The organism is Shewanella japonica, from assembly GCF_002075795.1.
GTDB lineage: Bacteria > Pseudomonadota > Gammaproteobacteria > Enterobacterales > Shewanellaceae > Shewanella > Shewanella japonica.
Genome location: NZ_CP020472.1, coordinates 698,522 through 723,219, shown reverse-complemented (window position 1 = coordinate 723,219; position 24,698 = coordinate 698,522). Strand labels below are relative to the sequence as shown.

The window sequence follows — 24,698 nt, the reverse complement described above, 5'->3', positions numbered from 1 at the left end:
TCACGCCCTTCACTATGCGTGCTTACCTTTTATCCCTGCATTTGCTCTAATTCTCGACCTTTTGTTTCGTATACATACTTCGCAACAAACACAATCGATAGCACAGCACAAATACAGTAGAAACCATAAGCACCCACTAAGCCCACTGATGCCAGCATAATCGGAAAGGTCATAGTAATAGCAAAGTTAGTGCCCCACTGCGCAAGCCCAGCAACCGCAAGGCCCGAGCCTCGGATTTGATTTGGGAACATTTCCCCTAACATCACCCACATTACAGGGCCCCAAGACAAGTTGAAAAAGAACACGTAACCATTTGCGGCAATTAACGCCAATGTGCCTAATTCACCGAGGTCCAAATCGCCATTGATATCGACCTGTGCCGATGCGAAAGCAAAGACCATCAAGGCTAAAGTCACAGCCATTCCAATAGAACCAATCATTAAAAATGGTTTACGACCCACTTTATCGATCAAACTTATCGTTATCACGCAGGCTGCAATACTGACCGCACCGCTAATAATATTAATCAACAGTGCATCAGATTCCGAAAAACCAACCGCTTGCCACAACACGGCGCCATAATAAAACACCACATTAATGCCCACTAACTGTTGAAAAGTGGCTAATCCAATCCCTACCCAAACAATACTTCGCACTTTGCCAGAGTGCTTATCAATAAGGTCTGCCAGTTTAGGTTGATGATCAGAGACTAAAGATTGTTGAATCTCCATGAATTTGGTTTTAGCGACAGTGCTACCGTATAGCTTAGTTAAGACCGTCATCGCTTGATCTTTACGTCCAACTGTCACTAAAAAACGTGGGCTTTCAGGAATAAAAAATAATGCCACAAAAAACACACCTGCTGGCACCAACTCTATCCAAAACATCCATCGCCACGCATCATACCCCAGCCAAAAACTGTCCGTCGACGAACCAGCGGTTTGTGCTAAAAAGTAATTACTAACAAACGCAGCAAATAACCCTGTGATGATGGCAATTTGTTGCACAGTCGCCAGTGCCCCACGATAACGTGCAGGGGCAACTTCAGCAATATATGCAGGTGTCATAACCGAAGCTGCGCCAACAGCTAAACCACCCAAGATACGGTAGACAATAAATGCCATAGAGCTGTCAGCAATACCTGATCCCCAAGCGCTAACAATAAATAAGATTGCAGCTGTAATCAGTGTGGCTCGTCGTCCATATTTATCCGCTAAACGCGCGGCAAAAAATGCCCCTACCGCACAGCCCAATAGCATTGACGCCACATTAAAGCCCGTTCCCATACTGTCTGAGTCAAACGCCGACCTTAACCCATCAACAGTGCCATTAATCACACCACTATCAAATCCAAACAGGAAACCACCTATGGTAGCCACACAACTGACTAGAATCACAAACAGGGTATTTTCTTCTTGTTGTTCTGCTGTTTTCAATGACTTTCTCCCTCTCGAATAACGCCATGTCTTTCTGATTTTTATCACCTTACTAGAAAATACTGTTATCGGTAACATTTAGAAATAAGAATGTCTTTTTGTACCAGCAGACAATATCAGCGTGGATTTTTTAGCAAATAAAAATGTGATCTTGATCAATAATCATAAACTGCTAATATAACCCCATGAAATTAGTTATAACTAAAAGCTATATATCAACTAATCAACAGATGAGCCGCTACCCATGAAAAATCATTCGCCGCTAAGCCAGATCTACCTTGATGCCAATGCAACTACCCCTGTATTACCCCAAGCTGCTGAAGCCGCTTTAAATAGCATGAGAGTGTTATTTGGTAATCCAAGCAGTAGCCATATCACTGGCTTAAAAGCCAAAGATGTCATGGAAACAACGCGCAACAACGCTAAAAAAGTTATCGGTGCAGACGACGGCAAGGTCATCTTTACTAGTGGTGCAACAGAAGGGATTCAAACAGCAATTATTTCAGCGTTAGTTGAAGCCAAAAAACGACTCAATATTGATAAGCAGGATGAGCCAAGCAAAAAGTACAGTTTATTGTATGGCGCAACCGAGCATAAAGCCGTGCCAGAATCCTTAAAACACTGGAATGAAATATTAGGTATTAATGCAGAATTAAAAGCCATTCCAGTTGATCGTTTAGGTCATTTGGACTGCCAATTTATTGCAGCTGAAGCGCCCAATGCACTCATGATATGCACGATGGCAGTCAATAATGAAACCGGAGTCTATCAGGACTTAGGCAAACTTGAGCAGATCATACGCACTGCAAATAACGATATTTTCTGGATGGTGGATTGCGTACAAGCCTTAGGTAAGACCCCATTAAAGCTTGCCCAAACGACAATCGATTACGCCCCATTTAGTGGTCATAAACTCTATGCACCTAAAGGCATTGGTTTTGTTTATATTCGTCAATCGGCGCCCTTTACATCGATTATTGCCGGAGGTGGCCAAGAAAGCGGCCTTCGCTCAGGTACCGAGAACCTACCAGGAATGGCTGCTATTAATGTCATCTTTGAGATGCTATTGAATCAGCAGCACAGTGAATTTGCCAATATCAATACATTAAGAGGGTACCAAACACAATTAATGGATACGCTTAAAAGCGCCTTCCCTGACGTTGTATTTAATCACAGTATTGAAAACAGTGTCCCAACCACAATTAATTTTGCTATTGCTGGGTTTAGCAGCAAAGAGATCATGGACTTATTTGACGCCGCCAATATCCGCGTAAGCTCTGGCTCAGCTTGCTCATCTAAAGTCACTCGCAGCTTTGTCCTTGATGCTATGGGGTTACCAGCTTGGCAAAGTGAGTCGGCTATTCGAATGTCATTTGGCCCTGCAATGACACAAGAGCAAGTGAATGCAGCTTGCTCACGTATCCAATCAGCAGCAAAAGCACTCACCCACAGCTGCATGATATTAGACACTGGTGAGATTGATGAAAAGCAGCCAGTTAACGGCTTAGTTCAGCTTCGTTCAGGCTCAAATTGCACTTGGGTTTATGCCGATCAGCAGAGTAAACAAGCCTTTATCATCGATCCTCTGCCAGAGCTTAACGATCGTTTAGATACCCTATTACAATGCCAACAGTTAGAATTGGTCGCCATCATCGACACCCACGGTCACGCAGACCACCAATCAGGGCGTACTTTTCTTGCTGACAAACACTTACCCACTCAGCAAACAAACCTGCTAGGCTGGCCGCAAGATTGCGAGACACATAGCTCCCCAAATAGTCCAAAACATAGCCCCAAACATAGCCCAAAAGACACGAATTCAGTTGATGATGTCCAATTACAATACATAAAAATTGGTCAGCAATGGCTGGTAAACGTGCCAACGCCAGGCCATACCGCTGACAGTATGTCATTACTACTGTGTCAGCCATTTACCGACATCAATCAGATAAAGCACCAATGCCAGTTTGCATTTTGCGGCGACACGATTTTAATGGGCAGTTTAGGGCGAACTAACTTTGCCTCGAGCAGTGCAAGCGACATGTTTTCAAGCTTAAAACGACTACACAGATTGATTGGCAGTAACAACTTAATTTGCGCCAGTCATGACTACAACAATGAATTCACCACTCACCTATCTGCAGAATGTGGGCGTAACCCACTATTAAGAAACACTTTAAATGGCCAGTTACATGTCACCGAGTTTGAGCGCCTTAAAGCCGAATTAGATAGCAACTTATGCGATCAAAACGGCAGCGAAATCATGTGCGGAGCACTAACTGACGATCAATTAAATGGGCAATCAATTATTGAATACAACCATCAGAGCTTGAACGCTGCATTACAGCAAGAAAATGTCACCTTAATCGATATTCGTGAACCCCATGAATATGCTCTGCAACATACTGACGACTCTAACGAAAACGTCCCGCTCACTCGCTTAGTGCAATTTATTCAACAGCAGCAAGATCAAAAACAACATAAATGGGTATTGGTATGCCGCAGTGGCAGCCGCTCATTTATCGCGGCACAGGCAATGAAACGCTTAGGATTTGATAATGTCGCTCATTTAAAAGGGGGTTATGCATTAAGCAGTTGATAGCTTTAGTTTAAAATCTAGATATTAAGGGAAACCTGCTTTCCCTTAATGTATATTCACTCAGCGTAGTTACCGTTTAACCCTTTTCAAGCTTGAACACCTATTAACGTCATGTTCAATATCACTCAACATCAAGCAGTGATACCACCCACTTTTGCAAAGGGTCTTCGTTGTTGGCCAATCTCAAGGGCCTAATTACTGACTCATCACTCAATCGAATTCCGTTTAATATCAGCCCAAATACCGTGTTCACCTCCAAATATCTCCCAAGGTGTATACTTCCAGCTTTTTAGTTATTGGTCACTTGGTTATTTCTTGTTAAAATCGCTGCAAATTTATAGGAGCGTTTCAAATGGCAATGTATGTAGTGGGTCACAAGATCCCAGATTCAGATTCAATCTGCGGTGCAATCGCACTAGCTTACTTAAAAAATCAAATCGATGAGCCTGCAATTGCAGCCCGTCTTGGTGAGCTTTCACCGGAAACGGCTTACATCCTTGATAGATTTGGCTTTGAAGCGCCAGAGTTCAAAGAAAGCTATGCAGGTGAAGAAGTTTACATCGTTGATCACTCTGAGCTTACCCAAGCACCAGATGATATCGCCAAAGCGACCATTGTCGGTATTGTTGATCATCACAAATTAGGTGACTTAACCACATCAACACCGCTTGAATGTTGGATCCGCCCAGTGGGCTGTTCAAACACGGTCATCAAGATGATGTATGACTTCTATCAAGTTGAGATTCCAGCCAATATCGCTGGCATCATGATGTGCGCAATTTTAAGCGACACTGTTATCTTTAAATCACCAACTTGCACCACGGCAGACATCCGCTGTGTTGAAGCATTAGCGGAAATCGCGGGTATTGAAGATTACAAAGCTGTGGGCATGGAAATGTTCAAAGTGAAATCAGCAGTCGATGGTACTCCAGCGCGCGACCTTGTTATGCGTGACTTTAAAGACTTCAACATGAACGGTAATCTTGTTGGTATTGGCCAATTAGAAGTCATCGATTTATCAGTATTTGATGATATCAAAGCCGAGTTAGAAGCCGATATTGCTGCACTTAAAGCTGAAGGCAACCGTCATAGCGTATTACTACTGCTAACCGATATCATGAAAGAAGGCTCTGAAATGTTAGTCGTGTCAGATGACACTAGCATTGTTGAAAAAGCTTACGGTAAAACTTTAGCAGACAACAAAGTTTGGTTAGATGGCGTACTAAGCCGTAAAAAACAAGTTGTACCGCCGTTACAAGATGCATTTGCTTAATTGATATGTTGCCTTAAGCAGGTAAAACCAAAAAAGCTGAATCCTAGATTCAGCTTTTTTATTGCCTATTTCGCAATGAATTCAATCGCAAACAATACTGTCCACTTTTCTACTTAGGCAATAACAAGTTTATCCAGGCTTCTGAGTCTGCCACCATGAATTTGTAATGTTTATCATTGTTAAGCTCTATTTTAATGGCATCAGCAGTCACGGGTAATACACCGCCACCAGTGCCCCAGCACTTTTCAACTTTATGAATGTCGGCTAAGTCGATTTCGTAAGGGCCCATTTCAAAAATCTTATTCGACGCTTCGAAACACAAACGTGTTGCTGTCAGTGATAGCTGACCATCACCGCTAAAAGCACCACTTTGCACTGTCGCAAAGGTGGATTTAATAATAGTTTCATTACCAAAATCTAGCGTGCTCATTTGCCACTCCATATTATTTAGCTATTATCACCACTAAACCAACTTGAATAATTTAATCAGTGCGTTAACGTTATAAGTATAGCTTCCTCCAGCTGAACAGCCATTGAATGAGAAAATAATGAAATATATCCCGTCGTTTAGCTATACAAAATCGCTATTACTGGTAATGATTATCGGACTAACAGGCTGTATAACGACCCCAAACCCTCAAACTGAAGCTATTGCGATTTTATGGTCTGAACAAGGGGATATGGACGTTTGCGAATTAAAAGGAACCTTAGTGGGATCCCAAGGCCATTGGTACGATTACTTATTTATTTCAAATAAAGATCTCACCCAAGGTGCGCTTAATCAGTTACGAAATGAAGCCATCACACTCGGTGCGAATACTGTTTATCTATATAAGCCAAAAGCATTTGCCACATCAGTGACTTTTGTAGCAAATGCTTATGACTGTCCTAATTAGTTTTCGTTAACAAATACAGACCTTACTAAGCCCTAATTTAGCCGCTATGGTTAAGCGTCATATTTACAGCGCCATGCAGTTAGCATAGTAAGTCACTGTCGCAGGCCAATCAGAGAACACACCAATCACACCAACGTCTTTGGCTAACACGTCCAGCAGCTCAAATGCATCGCCTTCATTATCAATCGCATCCGTGATTGACTGATAATACCAACCACCAGCACCGTCAGATAACACGCCTGAACGCTCAAGTGTCCAAGTGATGATATCTAATCCAGCAGCTTTAGCGGCTAATGCATATGCAGATGGTACAATTTGATTGTCCACATCGACAGTGACGAGTACCCATAATGGCGGCGCAATGATTTTCACTCCATCATTAGCAAGCTCGTCCATTGTTGGTGACCAAGTCATGTTATTTTGCGGGTCAAAATCAGCAAGGTCATAGCGATCATCAAGATATACTGCTTGATCGGCAAAATCTGGCGTATTCGCAATCCAATATTTCACATCTTCAAGGTTAAATGATTGCGGATACACTAATGCAGGGCTAACTCCAGCGGCAACGTACTCATCGAGCATTTTTTGAGCATAATCTTGCTGACTAAAACCATCAAACGGCATGGTTACACTTGCAGATTTAAGTTCAGGAGTCATCTGCACGCCTGCTGTTTTAAATAGCTCAATGCTTTCTGCATGAGTCATTAATGTGCCATGGTACGAGTATAAGTCTGTTCGCCAATTCGCAGTGCCATCCATAAACGCTTCTACTGTTGTTGCTGCTGGATTGGCACCATCCATTTTCCCTTTTAAGGTTTTAAACTCCGCCAAGGTAATATCACTGGTACAACATTGGGCTGTTGCCATCACACCATTTACCAGATCGGCAGGACTGAAAGGAACGGAGCATTTTGCTGCCAGTTCTGGAATCGCTAAGATATTAGTTGTAGTGGCTAAATCACATTGCGAATGACGACAGACTAACTCTTTATCTTGGGTAAAAGTGACATCGCATTCTACGATACCAGCGCCAGAATCAATTGCCGCTTGATATGACTCTTTAGTATGTTCAGGAAATTGCATCGCAGCACCGCGATGACCGATAGAAAAATCATGACGATACATGGTTTTATTCGTGCATTGAGCAAGCTGTGTTTTTAAATCGCTGTCTTGCATTTGTCCGACTAGATATGACGGCCTAGGGCCAACGCTGACGACAATGGGTTCCGCTATGACTTGCTGTTCGTCTGTAGCATCAGTATTGGTATCATTATCATCATTACAACCTGTTATAAGTAGCAGGCTTATCAACAAACTTGTTAGCACATGCAAGTGCATCCCTTCCTTAATCATTTTTAGCTCCATCTTCTGACAACTTAATATCGATATGAATGAAAAACTCAGTCGATGACTGAATCAACAATCGCTTAAGCTAAAGACGAAGTGTGACCATAAAATCAATGAAATATGACAATATTAGTTTTTATCAATATAAACATTTTTGTTTAAGGTGACGTTTTAGACTAACTGTAATAATGTATTAGCTTAAAAATAATACTGCTGCTCCATTTCATTTGTAGGAAGAGAAATGATTACTAACGAACCTAACCCACTCTACGTTGCTGCGCCAGAGCGCTATAGCAAGATGACATACTCAGCTTGTGGTCGTAGCGGTATCCGCTTGCCACAATTGTCGTTAGGGTTATGGCAAAACTTCGGCGCTAATGACTCACAAAGTAACGCCCGTCATATGCTTAATACTGCATTTGATCATGGTATAACTCACTTTGATCTTGCCAATAACTATGGCCCTCATTATGGTGCTGCCGAGTCATGTTTTGGCAGCATTTACCAACAAGATTTTAAGCATTATCGTGATGAATTATTAATATCGAGTAAAGCAGGATATGACATGTGGCCTGGGCCATATGGTGTAGGAGGATCTCGTAAGTATTTAATTTCCAGCTGTGATCAAAGCCTTAAACGCACAGGGTTAGATTACTTTGACATTTTTTATCACCACTGTATGGATCCTGACACCCCCTTAGAAGAAACCATGCAAGCGCTTGACTATATCGTCCGTTCAGGGCGTGCTTTGTATGTGGGAATATCTAACTACCAACCCCAACAAACTCAACAAGCAATTGAGATATTAAGGCAACTTGGCACGCCATTATTAATTCACCAGCCTCGATATAACCTGTTTGATCGTTGGATTGAAAATGGTCTGACTGACGTACTTAAAAATGAAGGTGTCGGTTCAATCGTATTCTCACTATTAGCTCAGGGCGTATTAACCAATAAGTATTTAAATGGGATCCCTAAGAACTCAAGAGCAGCACTTGAGCATCAAGTTTACTTAGCAGATAAAGACCTTACACCGGCTAAATTATCCAAAGTATCGGCATTAAATACATTGGCAGAAAATCGTCAGCAATCGTTAGCACAAATGGCCATAGCTTGGACCTTACATAATGAAGCGGTAACAAGCTGTCTTATTGGTGCGAGTCGTCCAACGCAAATTGTTGACTCGGTAAATGCACTCAACAACCTCCATTTTACCCCACAAGAAATCACCACCATCAACCACATCCTAAAGGAATAGGAATCACTATGTATCAGTTTATATCGCAAGCTACACTCAGCAAATTTGGAGTTAATGCCTTAAAAATGACAACGCTAATAGCTATGGTTTCGCTGGCATTAATTAATCCCGTTGCGGCTGAGATAGATCCAAGCCAGCTAGATGATATTAAAGCGATTAAAATTAATAATACGCAAGTTATCACTGCCGGATTACCTAAGGCTGAGGAATTTAAAACCTTGCAACAAGCGGGAGTGGAAGTTGTCATCAATTTGATCCCTAAGAATAATCCCAATTATTTAGCGCAAGAATCTCAATTGGTCACAGATCTAGGAATGAAGTACGAAAATATTGAAGTAGACTGGCAACAGCCCACCATCGAGGATGTTGAGCAATTCTTTATGGTGATGGACAGCCATAACGATAAATCTATTTTAGTGCACTGTGCGGCAAATTACCGTGCATCAGCATTCTATTACTTGTATCTTGCCACACAAGGTATCGATGTATCAGGGCAAATGTTAGACGACACCCTATCTCCTTGGGGAGACTTACAACAAAGCTTTGTCAAATACCCTCAGTGGCAACAACTGATTGAAGATGTAAAACACAAGTACAGCCCACAATAACCCGTACTCGAATACAAAGTGGCTAGAAGTTGTATTAACAGCCGTTACAGCCACTTTGTTTTGCATTCAATGACATCGATAATGCTTTACATGAACTGCAACTAAGATGCTTTTTAAAATTTGCTTCAAAAAAATCTGCCGTGCGAGTTTCAAGACAAGTAAATAGCTCATGATTCAGTGGCGTTTTCCATTGATATTGCGCCATTAATCTCGATAAATGCCGATAACAAGTTGTGGATTGATCGGACAGAAACTCAGGTGAAATCAGTTTACTTTCAAATTGTGTCAATGACCCCGTCAAATAAAATGCAATGCCTTGAACCAACTCTTTGGCTTGCAAAGGAGTAGCAACTAACTCGCCATTATCAATCGCCAGTTGAACCGCATCAGCCATCCATTGCCAAAATGAATTAATCCGTTGTTTAAACAATTTAACCTTTTCATCACTGGCCAGTTTCCAAATCATCGCATTAACCGACACAGAGCGTAAGGTAAAAAAGCTGCGGCTTCTTTTAATGGTCTCGAAGGTAAATAATATCGGCATGAGCAATCTTTCTTGCGCCGTCAGTTCTGGGTTCTTCTGTACAAATAATGGCATATAATTGGATGTTGCACTGCGCAAAAACAAGCACACTAATACATCTTCTTTGCGCTCAAATAACTTATACAGTGTCCCTGTTGAGCAGCCCACGTCCTTAGCAATTTGTGAAAACTTAAATGACACTATACCTTGAGATTCGATCAATAATTCTGCGACATCTAAAATTTGATCACATCGTAATTGAGTCAAGGTTTCTGAAGGACATTTCATAATAAATACCTAATATTTGAATATCGCAATTATCATCTTTACTGCACTTTATAGGTATAAACTCAGTAGATAATCGGGATTCACTTCACGCTGATGGGCCGGTTTTATTAGGCTTTGTGATTCAGTTCATAACTTAACTGACTTTTGATATCTCCCTCTAAAGTTCGCCCGCTAAATAGGGCTGATAAGCCAGTAGCTCATGAACAATGTTCTTGAGCCAGTTCACGAATAATATTGCCCCCCAAAAAAAGCGTGATGCCATTCAAATTTGGCCTAGTTCAATTTGTTTATCTTAATCGCATCTAAATGCGAGGAAAGATAAATGCACAACAGACGTAACTTTTTGAAATTAAGTGCAGGCGCAGCAATCGGCGGCCTGACAGCAGCGATGCCAGCAAGTGCACAGCAACGCCAATGCAATGAAATTAACTGGGATGAGTCAGTAGATGTACTCGTCGTCGGCTCTGGTTTTGCTGGTCTATCAGCAGCGATTAATGCAAAAAGACAACAAGTCGGCAGCGTACTTGTACTCGAAAAAATGCAGGTTATTGGTGGTAACTCAGCCATTAATGGTGGCTGGTTAGCAATTCCTAAAAACCCAATCCAATTAGCACAAGGCATTAACGATGACTCACCAGAAGAGTTAGTCAACGACCAAATCATCTCAGGTCGCGGCATGCAAAACGTTGAAATGCTAAAGGTGATCGCCGATCGTGCTCTTGATTCTTACGATTTATGTATCGAAACGGGCGTTAAATTCCGTGAAGGATTTAATATCCAAGTGGGCGGACATAACAAAGCCCGTGCGATTAGAACCCAACATGGTACAGGCGGTGATATCACCACTAAGTTGTTTGAAGCAGGTAAAAAAGAAGGCGTTGAATACCGCTTACAACACTACATCGAAGACTTCATTATGGATGGTCAAGAAATTGTAGGCGTTAAGGTAAGAAAAAATTATCGCTTCCCAGATCTCAATACTGGAAAAACAATCTATATCAAAGCCAACAAAGCCGTTATTCTCGCGCACGGTGGATTTGCCCAAAACATGAAACTGCGTGAAGCAGTCGATCCTTCACTTGATCCAACACTCGATTGTACTAATGCCCATGGCGCGACAGGCGAAGTCACATTAACCGCTATGGCCAATGGTGCGCTACCCGTGCATATGAATCTTATTCAAACAGGTCATTGGGGTTCTCCTGATGAGGGTGGTTTCGGCTGGTCAAATGCCCTGTTGTCGATTGGTTGGCATCAAGGCGCAGCAATCAGTGTGCTAAATGGTAAACGCTTTATGGACGAGCGTGCTGACCGTAAAACGTGTTCAGAAGCCATTATGAAAAATCGTTATGCAGACAACAGTCCAGCCTACCCGATTGTATTGTTTAACTACGAAAACTACGCCGAAGATGACCGTGTAGTGCGTTCACTACGCGACAAAATGGCGTGGAAACTCGACACACTTGATGACGTTGCTAAGCAATTTAATATTCCTGCAGCGGAATTGAAAAAGACAATAAAAGAATACAACCAGCATGTTACTGACAGAAAAGATCCCTTGTTTAACCGCAAAATGGATACCGCTGAAGTACTGACAGGTCCATTTGTTGTCTCACGAATTTGGCCAAAAGTGCATTACTGCATGGGCGGATTAAAAACAGATTTAGGTGGCCGCGTGATAGATGGCCGCACTATGGAACCTATCAGAAAAATGTATGCCATCGGTGAAGCCACTGGCGGTATTCATGGTGAAGCCCGCTTGAGCTCAACGTCATGTCTAGAGTGCTTAGCGATGGGCATCATCGTTTCTGAAACCATTAAATCTGATCTGTAGGCTGAATCACCATGAAAAAATTATTATTACTCGCTTTTGTATCGTCAGCGTTTTTAGCCACCGCCCAGGCGGGAGAGCTTTATACCGTCAAAGGGAAAACCCAAGGCAGAGTGAACCATGAAATGTTGTACCAAGATGGCTGTAATACCTGTCATCAAGGTTCACCAAAAGCGAATACCACAGATGCGGCCTGTGTGGATTGCCACGGCACTGTTGAAACAATTGAAATTGATGAGTCAATTTTGGCAGTACCTGAAGCACATCCGCATAAATCTTTACATTACAACGAAGGGGCAAGCTGTTTAGCCTGCCATAGCGAGCACACTAAAAAAGCACCGATTTGTGCTGATTGTCATCGCACTTGGTTTGAAGAAATGTAAATAAAAAATATAAAAAATTTACGTATATAAAGGGAAATGAGAATGAAAAAAACCGCCAAGTTTATGTTGTCGATGGTGGCCACAGCAGTAGCAATGTCTTCTGTAAATGTCATGGCTGAAGAGCAAGAAGACGGTATTAACATCGGAGGTGCTGTGCGCGTTAATTACGCTTACAGAGACTACGATGAATCAAATAAAGACAAGTTAGGTGAACTTGATTTTGATATGGCTGCAATTAAGTTTGATGGTAAAAAAGGGGATTGGGGCTTAGCCGCTGAATACCGTTTTACATCAGGTAGCAACTACATCAAATACGGTTACGGCTTTTATGATATTGACCCCAATTGGCAACTGCAGTTTGGTATCAACAAAGTGCCTTTTGGTAACCCAGAGTTTATCTCTAACAGCTGGTGGTTTGGCCTACCATACTACCTAGGTTTTGAAGATAACCATGATGTGGGTATTAAAGCGTCTTACGACAATAATGGCTGGAATACTGATATCGCGTTCTACAAAAACCCGGTTTATAGCGCAACTGAAAACAAACGTTATTCAGCTTCGTTATTCAGTGGCGAAATTAATGGCACTGAATACCATAACGAAGAAACTAACGGTTTTAACTTCAGACAAACCTATACCGCAGAGTACGAAGGTGGTTCGACAACATTTGGCGGTTCAGCTCAATATGGTCAAATCTATAACAGTGAAACAGGCAACATGGGCGACCGTTATGCTGTAGCACTGCATTTAGACAGCACCTATAAAGGATGGAACCTACAGTTACAAGCCATGCAATACGAGTATGACGCTGCCGATTCGGCTGATGACAATAAAATCGGTATCGCAGTGGTTAGCTGGCAATACGAAATTGCCTCAAAAGGCCAAGCATACAGCGCTAACATAGCTAAAACTTTCGCCACTGACTTTGGTAGCGTGAAGTGTTACAACGACTTCGGTTTAATGACCCCTGACGTTGCTGACGACAGCTATGACAACAGCATGCAAAACGTGACAGGTTGTGCTATCGCAGCTGGAGCCACCTACACTATGGTTGACTTCATCTTAGGTAAAAACATGACCTTCTCAACGGCAAATAATGACCATGTTGGTTTACCAGAAATCGGAGATGACTGGGACAAACGTATCAACATTAACTTTGGTTATTACTTCTAAGTCATGACTTCTGGCCATTAACGCCAGCGTAACGACAATATACTGAGTATCAGCAAAACACTTTCATACTCCCACGTTTTGCTGGTGCTCTTTCTATTAACCAACCGTTTTAAGTGACCACTTGTTGTCATCACTTTTTACTGGGCTCATTTCGTTCCAACACGCTAACTATGAATAAACGGATTATTGTCACACCTTTGTGTGCCTGTTTAGCTTTTTGCGCACCATTTTCAGAGGCAATGGAAGTTGAACTGGGTGGTTTTCTTAAAATGAATGCACGCCATGTTAACGGTGATATTGCGTTCCAAGACAGCTGGACCGGAGGCGGCTCGGTATCTGAACCGACTCAACGCACACAATTTAGCGCCCAAGAAAGTCGCTTAAACCTTGGCGTATCGTCTAATGATGTTCGTGGCTTTATTGAGATTGACTTTGTAGGCTCATCTCAAGGAAATGCCATTATCTCTAACTCATACAGCCCGAGATTAAGGCATGCTTTTATTGAATACCAAGATGTCGTTGCAGGACAAACTTGGTCGACATTAGTCAATACGTCAGCTTTTGCAGAAACCGCAGATCTTGGTGGCCCACTCGTTGGCCAAGCCATGGTGCGCCAGGCTTTAGTACGTTATACCTTTAATAATTGGCAATTTGCACTTGAAAACCCTTATACCTATGGCACTAATCCAGGTTCATCGCTTAATGATGAGCCAGACTGGATTGACACTCGCAATGATTATGTACCTGATTTTATTGTGCGTTATAACACGAAAGGCAATTGGGGTAATGTTTCAGCCTCAGGTGTTATTCGCTACTTAGACCCAGATCAGACCCAGCAAGTCAGCACTGGAATGTCAGTTGCAGGCAAACTGCGTACATTCGGCAAAGACGATTTACGTATTCAATTGCACTATGGCAACTTAGGCCGCTATGTGGGTACCGATGCTGCAAAAGACATAATCGAAGGCGAATTAGAAACCACCTTGTCAGCCATGGCAGCTTATCGTCACTTTTGGGATCACAACTGGCGCACTAGCCTGTTTATCGGTCATACCGCTACCGAAGTACAACGCAGCCGACGGACCCTTGTGGGCGTGAATTTATTCACTAACCTAACACCCGAACTCAGTGTCGGTGTCGAGGTGGGCCAATATGCCATCAATGACAAAGCTAGGTTAGAAAGCACTGAGCTTGTTGAAAACGGTCAATCGCAATACTTGCAGCTCAGTATGCAGTTTTCTTTTCAATAATGATTAAGTCTTGCTGCAATTAACAAAATAATAAAAGCATTAACGTGTGTTTTTATTATTTGTAAACATAAAACCCAATTAAATAGATTATTTGAAGATATTCTCAATTAATAAAAAATCGCGATAGCTGTCACGAATAAAATTGTCACTGAAAAAGGTACGTGATCTATTTCACCTTTAATTTACCTTTTTGTATTTATAGTAAAAACATATTAATAAAAAACGAATTTAACATTCAAATATCACAGTTCTAAATAGGATTAACAATGAAATTAAAGATGATTTTTGGTATTGCTGCGCTAGCATCAACAGCTGCTGTTGCACAAGGTCCTCAATGTAACCATGCACAGCTCCCTTACCAACAAATGACACCAGTCCCATTTGACAGCAGTGTGCATGCACCACAAGACACGATGCCAGTGCAATGTAGTAACCCAGAAATTGAAGCATACATTGCCGATTGGGAAGCGGGTAAAATTGACTTTAATACTATTCAAGCAAATGACAGCATCGCTAAAGATCAACGTTTTTGTAAAACATTGGATGATGAAGGTAACGTACTTGAAGCAAAAAACTGCGACGTAGCGAACTCTCCAGTGGGTTACATCTGGAAAGATCTAGCAGACTCGCCAATGGTTATTGGTATTACTAATGGTGGTAAATCTGATCATGAGCCTCACTTCCACGGACAACCTGAATGTTACTACGTGGTCAACGGCGGCAGTAAAACATTAACTCAAAATACGTTCCAACCATTAAAGAAAGGACAGTACTTTTATATTCCGGGTAATGCCATCCATAACACTCCAATCCTTGATGATGAAGGGCTTGGTGTATTCTACTGGTACCCAAACAATGCTAACTTTAATGGTTTCAAATATTACTGGCGTCGTGATGTGAAAAACCTTCACGCTGCAGAGGAAGCATTTGATCGTGTTGATGAAATTCGTAAGCGCGATCTTAACTTAGGCCCATATGGCACTAACGAAGCATTCTTTAAAAAATAATTAAATCGTCAATATAAAATAGGCCAGCTTATATATCCTAAGTTGGTCTATTATTTATATTTGGCCGTTACATTCTCTTATATAAAACTCGTTCAACAACTTGTCCCCCAAATAATATCTCACAGTCTTAAAACCAAGCGCCTTAAATATAAATTCAACAAGGATTAACTTTACCCCTTGTTATTAAATAAAAGCATTCAGCTCTAAAATTCAAGTCGCTGTAATCACTATTAATAATATACTCACTAGCAATTGGTTATATCAGCTAATCCATTTTTTTAATCAGTAAACTCCCATTGACTCGCCACCACTTTCATCTTGAAGTAGAACCCCTTTAGCGCATTTGCTAGAATCCCTCGATTATTGATGGCAACTGTATCGGCTGCCTGACTTTGCGGCTATGTATAACTCAAAAACTTACTAAGGGCTTGTGTTATGACTATGCTAGAAAAGCAGCAAAGTTTTATTATTCAAAGGCAGGCTATGACCGTACTTCTAATGACCCCACCCATGACCCAGCTAAATACGCCTTATCCAGCGACGGCCTATTTAACCGGGTTCCTTCGCTCTCAGGGCTATGAAGCGGTGCAACGAGATCCTGCCATTGAGCTGTTTTTAGAAATGATGACCGCCCCGGCACTGGAAATTATTCGTCAACATGTAGAAGCAAATTTCGAGCATTTTGAAGACGATGAACTCCCACCTGCAGTACATGCATTTTTAGCAGAATTTGAACGTTATCATCAGTGTGTTGAAGCTGCGATCCGTTTTTTACAAGGCAAAGATCCTAGTTTAGCGCTACGGATCAACTCACGACGATTTTTACCTGAAGGCCCAGCTTTTGATGCCATTGCGCAGATGGAAGCCGTTTCTGGCGATGTTCTCCAAGCAGCCTTCGGTAACTTAGGCGTACAAGATAAAGCCAAGTATTTAGCCACATTATTTATTAATGATCTTTCCAATGTCATTACTCAAGGGGTTGATCCTTACTTTGAAGTCAGCCGCTATGGCGAGCAACTTGCTGCAGCGAATCCAAGCTTTGATAACCTCTACGACACCTTAATGGATGAGCCCACTTTCAGCTCAGAGATTCTAGAACAACTGGTTGAGCATTATCTTGAAGATACTCAGCCAAGTGTGGTTGCATTAACGGTACCGTTTCCTGGCAATATGCTTGGCGCACTGCGTATTGCGCAAACCTGTAAAGCCATTAACCCTGAGTTACCAGTCGTACTTGGTGGCGGCTTTATTAATACAGAGCTACGTGCTCTGAAAGATCCTCGTGTATTTGAATTTGTAGATTTTATTTGTCTTGATGATGGCGAGCGCCCTTTTCTGACCTTACTTGAATATTTTCAAGGTCAGCGGGAAGTCGACGATTTAGTCCGAACGTATTTTCTCGCAGAAGATGAGCATGGTCATCCGTATGTGCATTTTAACGAAAATACTGCCTTGCACGATATTCCACAAGTCAATGTGGGCGCGCCAATTTATGATGGCCTCCCCTTAGATGAATACTTGTCTTTGTGCGAAATGCTTAACCCGATGCACCGAATTTGGAGTGATGGACGTTGGAATAAGTTAACCATTGCCCACGGTTGCTACTGGCGTAAATGTAGTTTTTGCGATGTTAGTCTCGACTACATCGATCGCTACGATACTGCAGGCGCTGATATTTTAGTGGATCGCATCGAACAGTTAATTGAAGAAACAGGCCAAACAGGATTTCACTTTGTTGATGAAGCCCTGCCACCAAAAACCTTATTTGCATTTGCCAAACGCCTTATTGAGCGAAATGTAGTGATCAGTTGGTGGGGTAATATTCGTTTTGAAAGAACCTTTAGCCAAGCTCGCTGCCAATTACTTGCCGACTCTGGTTGTATTGCTGTGAGCGGCGGCTTAGAGGTAGCATCAGACAGACTACTAAAACTCATGAAGAAAGGTGTCAGTGTTGAACGAGTTGCACAAGTCACTAAATCATTTAGCGATGCAGGCATTATGGTGCACGCCTATCTCATGTATGGCTTTCCTACACAAACCGAACAAGAAACCGTTGATTCGCTCGAAATGGTTCGTCAAATGATGGCTCAAGGTTGTTTTCAATCGGCGTACTGGCATCGTTTTGTCGCAACAGTCCACAGCCCTATCGGTATGAACCCAGACCAATTTGGAATTACATTGGCCGAACGGCCTGAAATTTTGTTTGCCGAAAATGATGTCGAGTTTACAGACCCAACCAATACCGATCATGAAATGCTAGGTGAAGGCTTACGAAAGGCTATTTACAACTACATGCATGGTATTGGTTTTGATCAGCCAATGAGTTTTTGGTTTGATCAACCTGTTGCAAAAACTCAAATGAAAAAAGATTTAATCTCAAAGGCTATCAGTAACTTTATTGACAGCAACCAAGCTTAACTGCTGCTAAAGCGCAGTTAATTTACCAAAGCTAACTATAAAAATGGCCACTTTCTTGTTCCAGAAGAAAGTGGCCTCGCACATTGATAAAAGTAAAAGGATGAAGTAATACCGTTAACAATTGCACTGGTCTTACATTTGTCTTAAATAAACGTGTTCGGCATAACCAATTTAACTTGTTCCAGAAGTCATATTGCACCTCACACTATGTACACAGCTATTGGCATTTAAAGGATGAGTAAAAATGCCAATAGCCCGTACTTGGTTTACCTTGCTAATTACCCATTAATACTCGTAATTAAACTGTAAGGTAAATTCTGTTCCTGGCTCTTTTGCATATACCACCACATCTTGCTGGTCGTACTCTGTTGTTTCACCAAGGATATTCTTCACTTTAAATTTCACTCCAAAACTTTCTGTAGGTAAGAAGCTGTAAGTAAAATCTAAGCTGTGGAAAGGTTGCTCGTAGACATCATCTAATCCACCACGACCACCGTAGGCAATACGCTCTCCAAATACGTTATAAACCAGTGTGGCACTGTGAGATTCATCAGGAGAATCAAAGCTTAATTGCATGTTAGCAACCCACTCTGAATGGCCTGTCATACGGCGCTTATTGTTGGTTGGGTCAATTTCACCATTACCTAGAATTTCAATTTCTGAATCACTTAAGGTCACGTTACCAGCCACAAAGAAGTCTTCCCAGAATCCACCTTCACGACCAATAAAGCCAAGGTCATGTAAGAACTCTGTTTCAATACCGTATATGACACCCGATTCTGCGTTATAAAACTTAAGCTGACGACCCGCTTCTGAAATACGTTGAATCGCTTCAATCGGCGCATCAACGTCTTTATAGAAACCACCAACACTTAAGTTTGCACCGTCATCTGAGTAGTATTCCCAACGTAAATCTAAGTTGTAGATATCTGAACTTTCTAGCTCTGGGTTACCAAAGAAATCGAATCCAGTCACTGGATCTTGGAATCGAACTGGCGCCACTTCACGTAAATCAGGACGAACCAATGTTTTACTCGCCCCGAGACGCCACTGGCTTTGATCTGATGACTTCCACGTTAACGACATCGACGGGAACCATCCATCTTCTGCTATCGCATAATCTTCAATGTCATAACGACCGCTTTCATCAGAGATTTCGCCATCTGGAGTTAATGGTAGAGTGACACGACGGAAGTCTTCATAACGCACACCCGCAACAAAGCGCCATACATCATCAAAATCAAAATCAAAGTTAACGAAACCAGCATCAATCATTTCTGCTGCTACATAGTCTTCGGTATCGGTCGATGCGTCTTTTAATTCTAAATCTAATGTATCGTTAGCGATGTTTTCATCTGAGAAAATCTTGTCAAAATCACTCGATAAAATGTCGCCATTAGGATCTGTTGGGCTTAAGCCCACATCGAAACCTAAACGGGTCGCATAGCTTTCACGAGTACGTTCAAAGTATTCGTAACCACCGCTAATTTTAAGAATATTTGCATCACCAAATTCAATCGGCAATGCTAAGTCGATTTTGTAATTTTCAGTATTATCATCAAGACGACTATAGACATACTTTGGCGCATCTTGTGTATTCAAGTTACGACTTGTCATGTTGTTAGCATCGTCAAAAACAACGTTGTAAGTGTAAGACAGCTCGTTAGGTGCATAACGTTTTGAGCTGGCATTGGAATACATCCAATTGGCTTCTAAATCCCACAGGTACTCAAGGAAGTGCGTCCCTTTAATTTGATTACTGATAAGGTTACGCTCTTCATAAGACACATCATAAACCTGCAGTGCGTTAGGCTCTGAAATGGTATCGATGGTTTCTTCGATGGCCACTGACACGTCATCTGAGGTATCACGTAAGTAAGTTGAGAAGGTTTCAATTTTATGGTCGTAGCCAATTTCTAAACCTAAATTCAACATGCCTGACATCTGCACAATTGAGTCAGTTCCCATCACATCTTTAGCGTTTTCGATTTGAACGTTATCAGCATCACCCGCTAGTTCAACTTCGGTTTTGGTGTAGTTTTCTGCTTGTTCTTTATAAGACACAGCTGTCATGGCACCAAAAATAATATCGTCAGTGATATCCCAGCGATCACCAATGGCGATGTTTCCGCGTAAGCCAGGATCTGTGCCTTCGGTGTATATCGTCATATCACGGTACATATCACTGGCTAAACCACGGTTAATCGCTTGCGCTTCAGGAAAGGTAACGGTGCCATTTGAGCCGGTCACGATATCAATTGGACTAATGCCGCCATACATATTAGTGACATCATTAATGCTACTTGGCATGGCGCGTGTGCCGTCGTCTTGACCCAACCAATCATCGTCGCCACCGTTATAGGTATATGTGTCATCTGAATCATTAGTGTTGTAACGACCACCGATTGATGCTTTGAAGAAAAAATCAGCTGGAATAGATTTAGTTCGAATATCAACATGCCCACCACCAAAAGCAGCTGGCGTACTTGCGGTACTCGCTTTTTGAACCGACAGTGATTCAATAATCGACGCTGGGAACATATCCAGCGGAACTACGTTACGAGTAGGGTCTGGTGATGGTACAACCGCACCATTTAAAGAAGTACTTGAATAACGTTCACCTAAACCACGTACATAAATAAACTTGCCATCTTTCAGGGTTAATCCTGTTACACGACGAAGCGCCGCTGCGGCGTCACTGTCACCAGTACGGGAAATTTGTTCAGCTCCCATGATGTCCACAACCGTTGGCTGTTCACGGCGTTCTTCAACAGCAGCTGACGCAGAGGTACGTAAACGACCAGTAACAGCAATAACTTCAATTGGGAAATCTTCACCTGCATCAACTTCAGGTGTTTCTTCCGAGTAAGCAGGCAATGTTGTAAAAAGTGAAGCTGCTGAAATAGCAGTTACAACAGCTAGGCTTAGCTTGTTAGCGATAAAACTCGGCTTGGTTTTCATAGCGTTTTTCAATCCTGTCCACAGTTCAGGTAGCGCCATCTCGATATCGCTTTGACTCTTATGTCTACGGTATCAATGGCAGATAAGAAACTTATTAATTCATTGGTCAAACTTTAAAAAGCGCTCAGTAATTGAGTCTTACTGAGCGCTTATGCAACATCAGGGAGGTGCTCCCTGATGTTTAGGGCTTAGCAAGTAACCTCTTTAGTTACTTGATAAATGCCCAACCTTCACGCCAGTCAGTTTGACCGTCGAATGCACCGATGTAGTCAGTTGATTCGAAGAAACTGTCTTCAGTACTCATATCCAGACCTGTACCTAGCAATACTGTGTCAGTACCTGCTGGCATGCCATCTGTTAATGTTACTGCTTGTGCTGAGTTACCCGTTTGAGCAAGGAACCATGCTTCTGTATCAACAGCATCCGTTGTGGCTGCATTATCAGAGCTGTACTTGAATGGCTCGTTACAATCGATAACTGAGTGAGAAATCATTAATGACCCATCGTTAACATTGTCCACAAGACCTGCATAAGTCCCGTCTAGCTCTAGACACTCGCCCGACTCAGTATCAGAGGTTGACCCTTTACGACCTTGAATCAATAAGTTGTGAATTGAAGCTGCCGTTGCAACACGAAGGATAATGCCTTCACCTTTGTCGCCACTGGCATTTTCAATATCGGTACCAGGCAGAATCGTCACGTTAGAAATAGTAGGATTTGAAACCGGCGTATCGTCAGCGCCTTTGTGGCTATCGCCTTCAAAACCACGGTTAGCTTGACCATCTTCATGAGTGATATACACGTATTGTGCTTTACCCTGCCAGCCGTTAGTCCAATCTAAGCTGTCATCGAAGTTGTCGGTTAGGTAAACATATTTAAGATTGACCGCACCACCCCAGAACTCGACACCATCATCGCCATTCGCATGAACTTGAATGTGATCTACTTGCGTACCACTGCCCACTGCAGCGAACGAGATGCCGTTCATTTCTTGGGTATCATTTACTTTAAAGCCAGCATACTTAACAACCACATAGCTAATTTGACCACTGTTATCTGTGTTGTCGTTACCGCCGTATGGGAAATCGCCAACTTCGAATGAAGCGTCACATGCATTTTTATCAGGACAAGTATTGGTTTCGCCGTTACCCAGTAACACTAAACCACCCCATTGACCACGCTCACCTTCAGCACCAGCAATCACATCTTGCTGTGAAGTCATCACGATTGGGTGTTCTGCACTGCCTTGCGCCATGATTTTTGAGCCACGGCTAATCGCAATGTAGCTGTTATCTGTAGCAAAAATTTGCGTACCAGCTTGAATGGCTAACGTTGCAGAATCAGTGTTATCACCACCTACAACGACCGCGCCACCATCCACTTTGTACATCACGTTTTGACCAGCAAGTAGCGTGGTATTTGAAGTGATATTGCCTTGAATTGAACACACTAAAGTGACGCTAGCATCTTTATAAAGCCCAGCTACCACTTCTTCTGACGTTGTGCCAACAGGACAAGATGTTAATACTGGCAGTTCAGTCGGTGCAGGCGCAGCATCTTCGTGAATAGCTGTCGTCCAACCTGTAGTCCAGTCAGTTGTGCCATCGAAAGCACCAATGTACTGCGCATCAACTAAACGGTCATCCATATTAGCTAAATCTGCAGCGCCACCAGTCAGTGCGACTGATGATGAATTAGGCATATAACCTGATAAATCAGATGCACCAGCTAAGTTACCATCTTGCTCTAGGAACCATTGCTCAACATCAAGTGCTAACTCACGACCTTCATCCGCATCAGGTTTGGCATCTTTAAACGGCTCAACACAATCAATTAAGCTGTGTTGCATGTTTAAGTTACCCGCTTCAGCAGTGGTTACTGTGTTGTCATCGTTAACTTCTAAACATTCACCAGAATCAACATCACCTTTTACAAGCATGTTGTAAGCATCTACTGCTGTACCTTTACGGAATAAAATACCTTCAGCATCGTCACCGCCACTGTTAGTACCGTTAGCCACTTGAATAGTAAAGTTAGCTAACGCAGGACGAGATTGTGGTTCAGCTTCTGCACTGCTGTTACTGTCAGCTTCAATACCACGGTTAGAGCCATTATCTTCTTGGCGAATATAAACGTGTTGTGCACTACCTTGCCAACCGTTAGTCCAATCTAACGAATCATCAAAGTTTTCAGTTAACACTACGTGTGAAAGCGAAACGTTACCGCCCCAAAATTCAACACCATCATCGTTATTTTTATGAATTTGAATATGGTCAACTGTGGTGCCCGCACCGACTGCGGCAAAGCTAATACCATTCATTTCTTGTGTGTCGTTGATTTTAAAGCCACCAAACTCAACACGAACATACTGGATAACACCCGAGTTATCTTCTGTGTCATCGCCACCGTAACTGTGACTGCCAACTTCAAAAGCGGCATCACAACTTGTTAAATCAGGACAAGAGTTAACCGGTGCGTTACCAAGTAATACTAAACCGCCCCACTGACCCGCTTGGCCTTCTTGACCCAGTGCAGATTCCAATGATGTAAACACGATAGGCGCTTCAGCAGTACCTTCTGCCATAATTTTAGAGTCACGGCTAATCACTAGGTAAGACTCGCTTCCACCTACAATTTTAGTGCCCGCCATGACAGATAGCTCAACTGAATCAGCTTTATCACCACCAGCGATAACTGCGCTATCAAGCATCCAAACAACATCATTGCCTAGGATAATCTTGTCACCGTCTTGACCACCAACGTTAACCGTTGACGCCCCTGTTGAAGGAGCAAGTGTGCCAGATAATACCCAAACTTCTTTACCGTCGATTGCAGCAATTGTTGCACTCTTCTCAGCAAATCCACCGTAAGCCGCTTCTTGATCTGATACGTCAGGAGTCGTTGGCGTATCTGGAGTTGTTGGCGTTTCAGTGTCTGAACCTGTATCGATATTAATATCACCACCACAACCTGCAAGTAATAAGGTTGCAGAAAGTGCAGCAGATACAGCGTTAAGTTTAAAAATGTTTTTCAGTTCCATTGTCATCTCCGAGGACGGAATTAAGCGTGTTAAGTAATTTGGCTGGTCGACAAATTAACCTGCAAAAATGACAAAAAGACTTCGCCTAAGTGACAACAAGATTTCAGAATAATGAAGGGAATATTAAAATTACTTAAAAACAATGACTTACACATAGAAACATTTGATATTTATTAGTCACATATTTAACAAATATTTCACCAAGGTCGCCAAAAGTAATTATTCAGGAGGGGGTGAGCAAACTATAATTGGACCCAAAAACCGAAAAACAGCAGGCTTTTTTAACTCTATTTACACGAAATATTGAAGCAATATGACAATAAAAAGTCACAGATTAGCAATCAAAATAGGGGAGGATTTACTATCCTAAATAGGTTAATTTAAGTTTTTCTTATGCACCTTAGTCA

Annotated in this window: 17 protein-coding genes; 11 read left to right on the top strand and 6 right to left on the bottom strand. The window is 42.2% G+C overall.

The window, feature by feature from the left end; translation table 11 throughout:
- Positions 1-29 precede the first annotated feature (29 nt).
- The gene (locus SJ2017_RS03110; protein WP_244899765.1) at positions 30-1,436 is read right to left on the bottom strand and encodes a sugar porter family MFS transporter; all 1,407 of its coding nucleotides are present in this window, start codon (positions 1,434-1,436) and stop codon (positions 30-32) included.
- Between the two features lie 244 nt (positions 1,437-1,680).
- Between SJ2017_RS03110 and SJ2017_RS03105 the strand changes: the two genes are divergently transcribed.
- Together SJ2017_RS03105 and SJ2017_RS03100 are read left to right on the top strand one after the other, a co-directional pair.
- Positions 1,681-4,035: an aminotransferase class V-fold PLP-dependent enzyme gene (locus tag SJ2017_RS03105; protein WP_080914847.1), complete on the top strand. Its 2,355-nt coding sequence runs from the start codon at positions 1,681-1,683 to the stop codon at positions 4,033-4,035.
- A gap of 352 nt (positions 4,036-4,387) precedes the next feature.
- Complete coding sequence (locus SJ2017_RS03100) at positions 4,388-5,308, top strand: manganese-dependent inorganic pyrophosphatase (RefSeq protein ID WP_080914846.1); 921 nt, start codon at positions 4,388-4,390, stop codon at positions 5,306-5,308.
- A 109-nt stretch (positions 5,309-5,417) separates the two neighbouring features.
- Here the strand turns inward: SJ2017_RS03100 and SJ2017_RS03095 are convergent, their stop codons facing one another.
- The gene (locus tag SJ2017_RS03095; RefSeq protein WP_065109743.1) at positions 5,418-5,738 is read right to left on the bottom strand and encodes a GRAM domain-containing protein; all 321 of its coding nucleotides are present in this window, start codon (positions 5,736-5,738) and stop codon (positions 5,418-5,420) included.
- A 118-nt stretch (positions 5,739-5,856) separates the two neighbouring features.
- Here SJ2017_RS03095 and SJ2017_RS03090 point away from each other — a divergent pair, with 118 nt between their 5' ends.
- A complete protein-coding gene (locus SJ2017_RS03090; protein WP_080914845.1) occupies positions 5,857-6,204 on the top strand; it encodes a DUF4156 domain-containing protein in 348 nt (115 codons plus the stop codon).
- Between the two features lie 63 nt (positions 6,205-6,267).
- On the opposite strand, the gene SJ2017_RS03085 is transcribed toward SJ2017_RS03090, so the two are convergent.
- Positions 6,268-7,542, bottom strand: coding sequence for a glycerophosphodiester phosphodiesterase family protein (locus SJ2017_RS03085; RefSeq protein ID WP_080917377.1), 1,275 nt, complete (start codon positions 7,540-7,542; stop codon positions 6,268-6,270).
- 250 nt (positions 7,543-7,792) lie between these two features.
- On the opposite strand from SJ2017_RS03085, the gene SJ2017_RS03080 reads away from it, so the two are divergent.
- Positions 7,793-8,809 (top strand): aldo/keto reductase, encoded by a 1,017-nt coding sequence (locus SJ2017_RS03080; RefSeq protein ID WP_080914844.1) that lies wholly within the window; start codon positions 7,793-7,795, stop codon positions 8,807-8,809.
- 8 nt (positions 8,810-8,817) lie between these two features.
- Complete coding sequence (locus SJ2017_RS03075; RefSeq protein WP_244899764.1) at positions 8,818-9,417, top strand: protein tyrosine phosphatase family protein; 600 nt, start codon at positions 8,818-8,820, stop codon at positions 9,415-9,417.
- A 34-nt stretch (positions 9,418-9,451) separates the two neighbouring features.
- On the opposite strand, the gene SJ2017_RS03070 is transcribed toward SJ2017_RS03075, so the two are convergent.
- Entirely contained in the window at positions 9,452-10,228 is a 777-nt protein-coding gene (locus SJ2017_RS03070; protein ID WP_055022771.1) for a TetR/AcrR family transcriptional regulator, read from the bottom strand.
- Between the two features lie 322 nt (positions 10,229-10,550).
- Here SJ2017_RS03070 and SJ2017_RS03065 point away from each other — a divergent pair, with 322 nt between their 5' ends.
- From SJ2017_RS03065 to SJ2017_RS03040, 6 genes are all read left to right on the top strand, one after another.
- Positions 10,551-12,062 (top strand): flavocytochrome c, encoded by a 1,512-nt coding sequence (locus SJ2017_RS03065; RefSeq protein WP_080914843.1) that lies wholly within the window; start codon positions 10,551-10,553, stop codon positions 12,060-12,062.
- An 11-nt stretch (positions 12,063-12,073) separates the two neighbouring features.
- Complete coding sequence (locus tag SJ2017_RS03060; RefSeq protein WP_080914842.1) at positions 12,074-12,442, top strand: cytochrome c3 family protein; 369 nt, start codon at positions 12,074-12,076, stop codon at positions 12,440-12,442.
- Positions 12,443-12,484: 42 nt separating this feature from the next.
- The gene (locus SJ2017_RS03055; protein ID WP_119967721.1) at positions 12,485-13,615 is read left to right on the top strand and encodes a porin family protein; all 1,131 of its coding nucleotides are present in this window, start codon (positions 12,485-12,487) and stop codon (positions 13,613-13,615) included.
- A 170-nt stretch (positions 13,616-13,785) separates the two neighbouring features.
- A complete protein-coding gene (locus SJ2017_RS03050; RefSeq protein ID WP_156003120.1) occupies positions 13,786-14,865 on the top strand; it encodes a hypothetical protein in 1,080 nt (359 codons plus the stop codon).
- A gap of 266 nt (positions 14,866-15,131) precedes the next feature.
- Positions 15,132-15,872 carry a cupin domain-containing protein gene (locus SJ2017_RS03045; protein WP_080914841.1) on the top strand — a complete coding sequence of 247 codons (741 nt, stop codon included), beginning with the start codon at positions 15,132-15,134 and terminating at the stop codon, positions 15,870-15,872.
- A 483-nt stretch (positions 15,873-16,355) separates the two neighbouring features.
- Positions 16,356-18,290, top strand: coding sequence for a B12-binding domain-containing radical SAM protein (locus SJ2017_RS03040; protein WP_080917372.1), 1,935 nt, complete (start codon positions 16,356-16,358; stop codon positions 18,288-18,290).
- Positions 18,291-18,575: 285 nt separating this feature from the next.
- Here the strand turns inward: SJ2017_RS03040 and SJ2017_RS03035 are convergent, their stop codons facing one another.
- On the bottom strand, positions 18,576-21,290 hold the full coding sequence (locus tag SJ2017_RS03035; protein WP_244899763.1) for a TonB-dependent receptor domain-containing protein: 2,715 nt from the start codon (positions 21,288-21,290) through the stop codon (positions 18,576-18,578).
- Between the two features lie 169 nt (positions 21,291-21,459).
- The gene (locus SJ2017_RS03030) at positions 21,460-24,291 is read right to left on the bottom strand and encodes a hypothetical protein (protein ID WP_080914840.1); all 2,832 of its coding nucleotides are present in this window, start codon (positions 24,289-24,291) and stop codon (positions 21,460-21,462) included.
- Positions 24,292-24,698: the final 407 nt, after the last annotated feature.

What these genes read in the sequence shown, in the direction of transcription:
- SJ2017_RS03105 (WP_080914847.1), top strand. Translation starts at nt 1,681, where the DNA reads ATGAAAAATCATTCGCCGCTAAGCCAGATCTACCTTGATGCCAATGCA.
- SJ2017_RS03100 (WP_080914846.1), top strand. Translation starts at nt 4,388, where the DNA reads ATGGCAATGTATGTAGTGGGTCACAAGATCCCAGATTCAGATTCAATC.
- SJ2017_RS03095 (WP_065109743.1), bottom strand. Translation starts at nt 5,738, where the DNA reads ATGAGCACGCTAGATTTTGGTAATGAAACTATTATTAAATCCACCTTT.
- SJ2017_RS03090 (WP_080914845.1), top strand. Translation starts at nt 5,857, where the DNA reads ATGAAATATATCCCGTCGTTTAGCTATACAAAATCGCTATTACTGGTA.
- SJ2017_RS03085 (WP_080917377.1), bottom strand. Translation starts at nt 7,542, where the DNA reads ATGCACTTGCATGTGCTAACAAGTTTGTTGATAAGCCTGCTACTTATA.
- SJ2017_RS03080 (WP_080914844.1), top strand. Translation starts at nt 7,793, where the DNA reads ATGATTACTAACGAACCTAACCCACTCTACGTTGCTGCGCCAGAGCGC.
- SJ2017_RS03075 (WP_244899764.1), top strand. Translation starts at nt 8,818, where the DNA reads ATGTATCAGTTTATATCGCAAGCTACACTCAGCAAATTTGGAGTTAAT.
- SJ2017_RS03070 (WP_055022771.1), bottom strand. Translation starts at nt 10,228, where the DNA reads ATGAAATGTCCTTCAGAAACCTTGACTCAATTACGATGTGATCAAATT.
- SJ2017_RS03065 (WP_080914843.1), top strand. Translation starts at nt 10,551, where the DNA reads ATGCACAACAGACGTAACTTTTTGAAATTAAGTGCAGGCGCAGCAATC.
- SJ2017_RS03060 (WP_080914842.1), top strand. Translation starts at nt 12,074, where the DNA reads ATGAAAAAATTATTATTACTCGCTTTTGTATCGTCAGCGTTTTTAGCC.
- SJ2017_RS03055 (WP_119967721.1), top strand. Translation starts at nt 12,485, where the DNA reads ATGAAAAAAACCGCCAAGTTTATGTTGTCGATGGTGGCCACAGCAGTA.
- SJ2017_RS03050 (WP_156003120.1), top strand. Translation starts at nt 13,786, where the DNA reads ATGAATAAACGGATTATTGTCACACCTTTGTGTGCCTGTTTAGCTTTT.
- SJ2017_RS03045 (WP_080914841.1), top strand. Translation starts at nt 15,132, where the DNA reads ATGAAATTAAAGATGATTTTTGGTATTGCTGCGCTAGCATCAACAGCT.
- SJ2017_RS03040 (WP_080917372.1), top strand. Translation starts at nt 16,356, where the DNA reads ATGACCGTACTTCTAATGACCCCACCCATGACCCAGCTAAATACGCCT.
- SJ2017_RS03035 (WP_244899763.1), bottom strand. Translation starts at nt 21,290, where the DNA reads ATGGCGCTACCTGAACTGTGGACAGGATTGAAAAACGCTATGAAAACC.
- SJ2017_RS03030 (WP_080914840.1), bottom strand. Translation starts at nt 24,291, where the DNA reads ATGGAACTGAAAAACATTTTTAAACTTAACGCTGTATCTGCTGCACTT.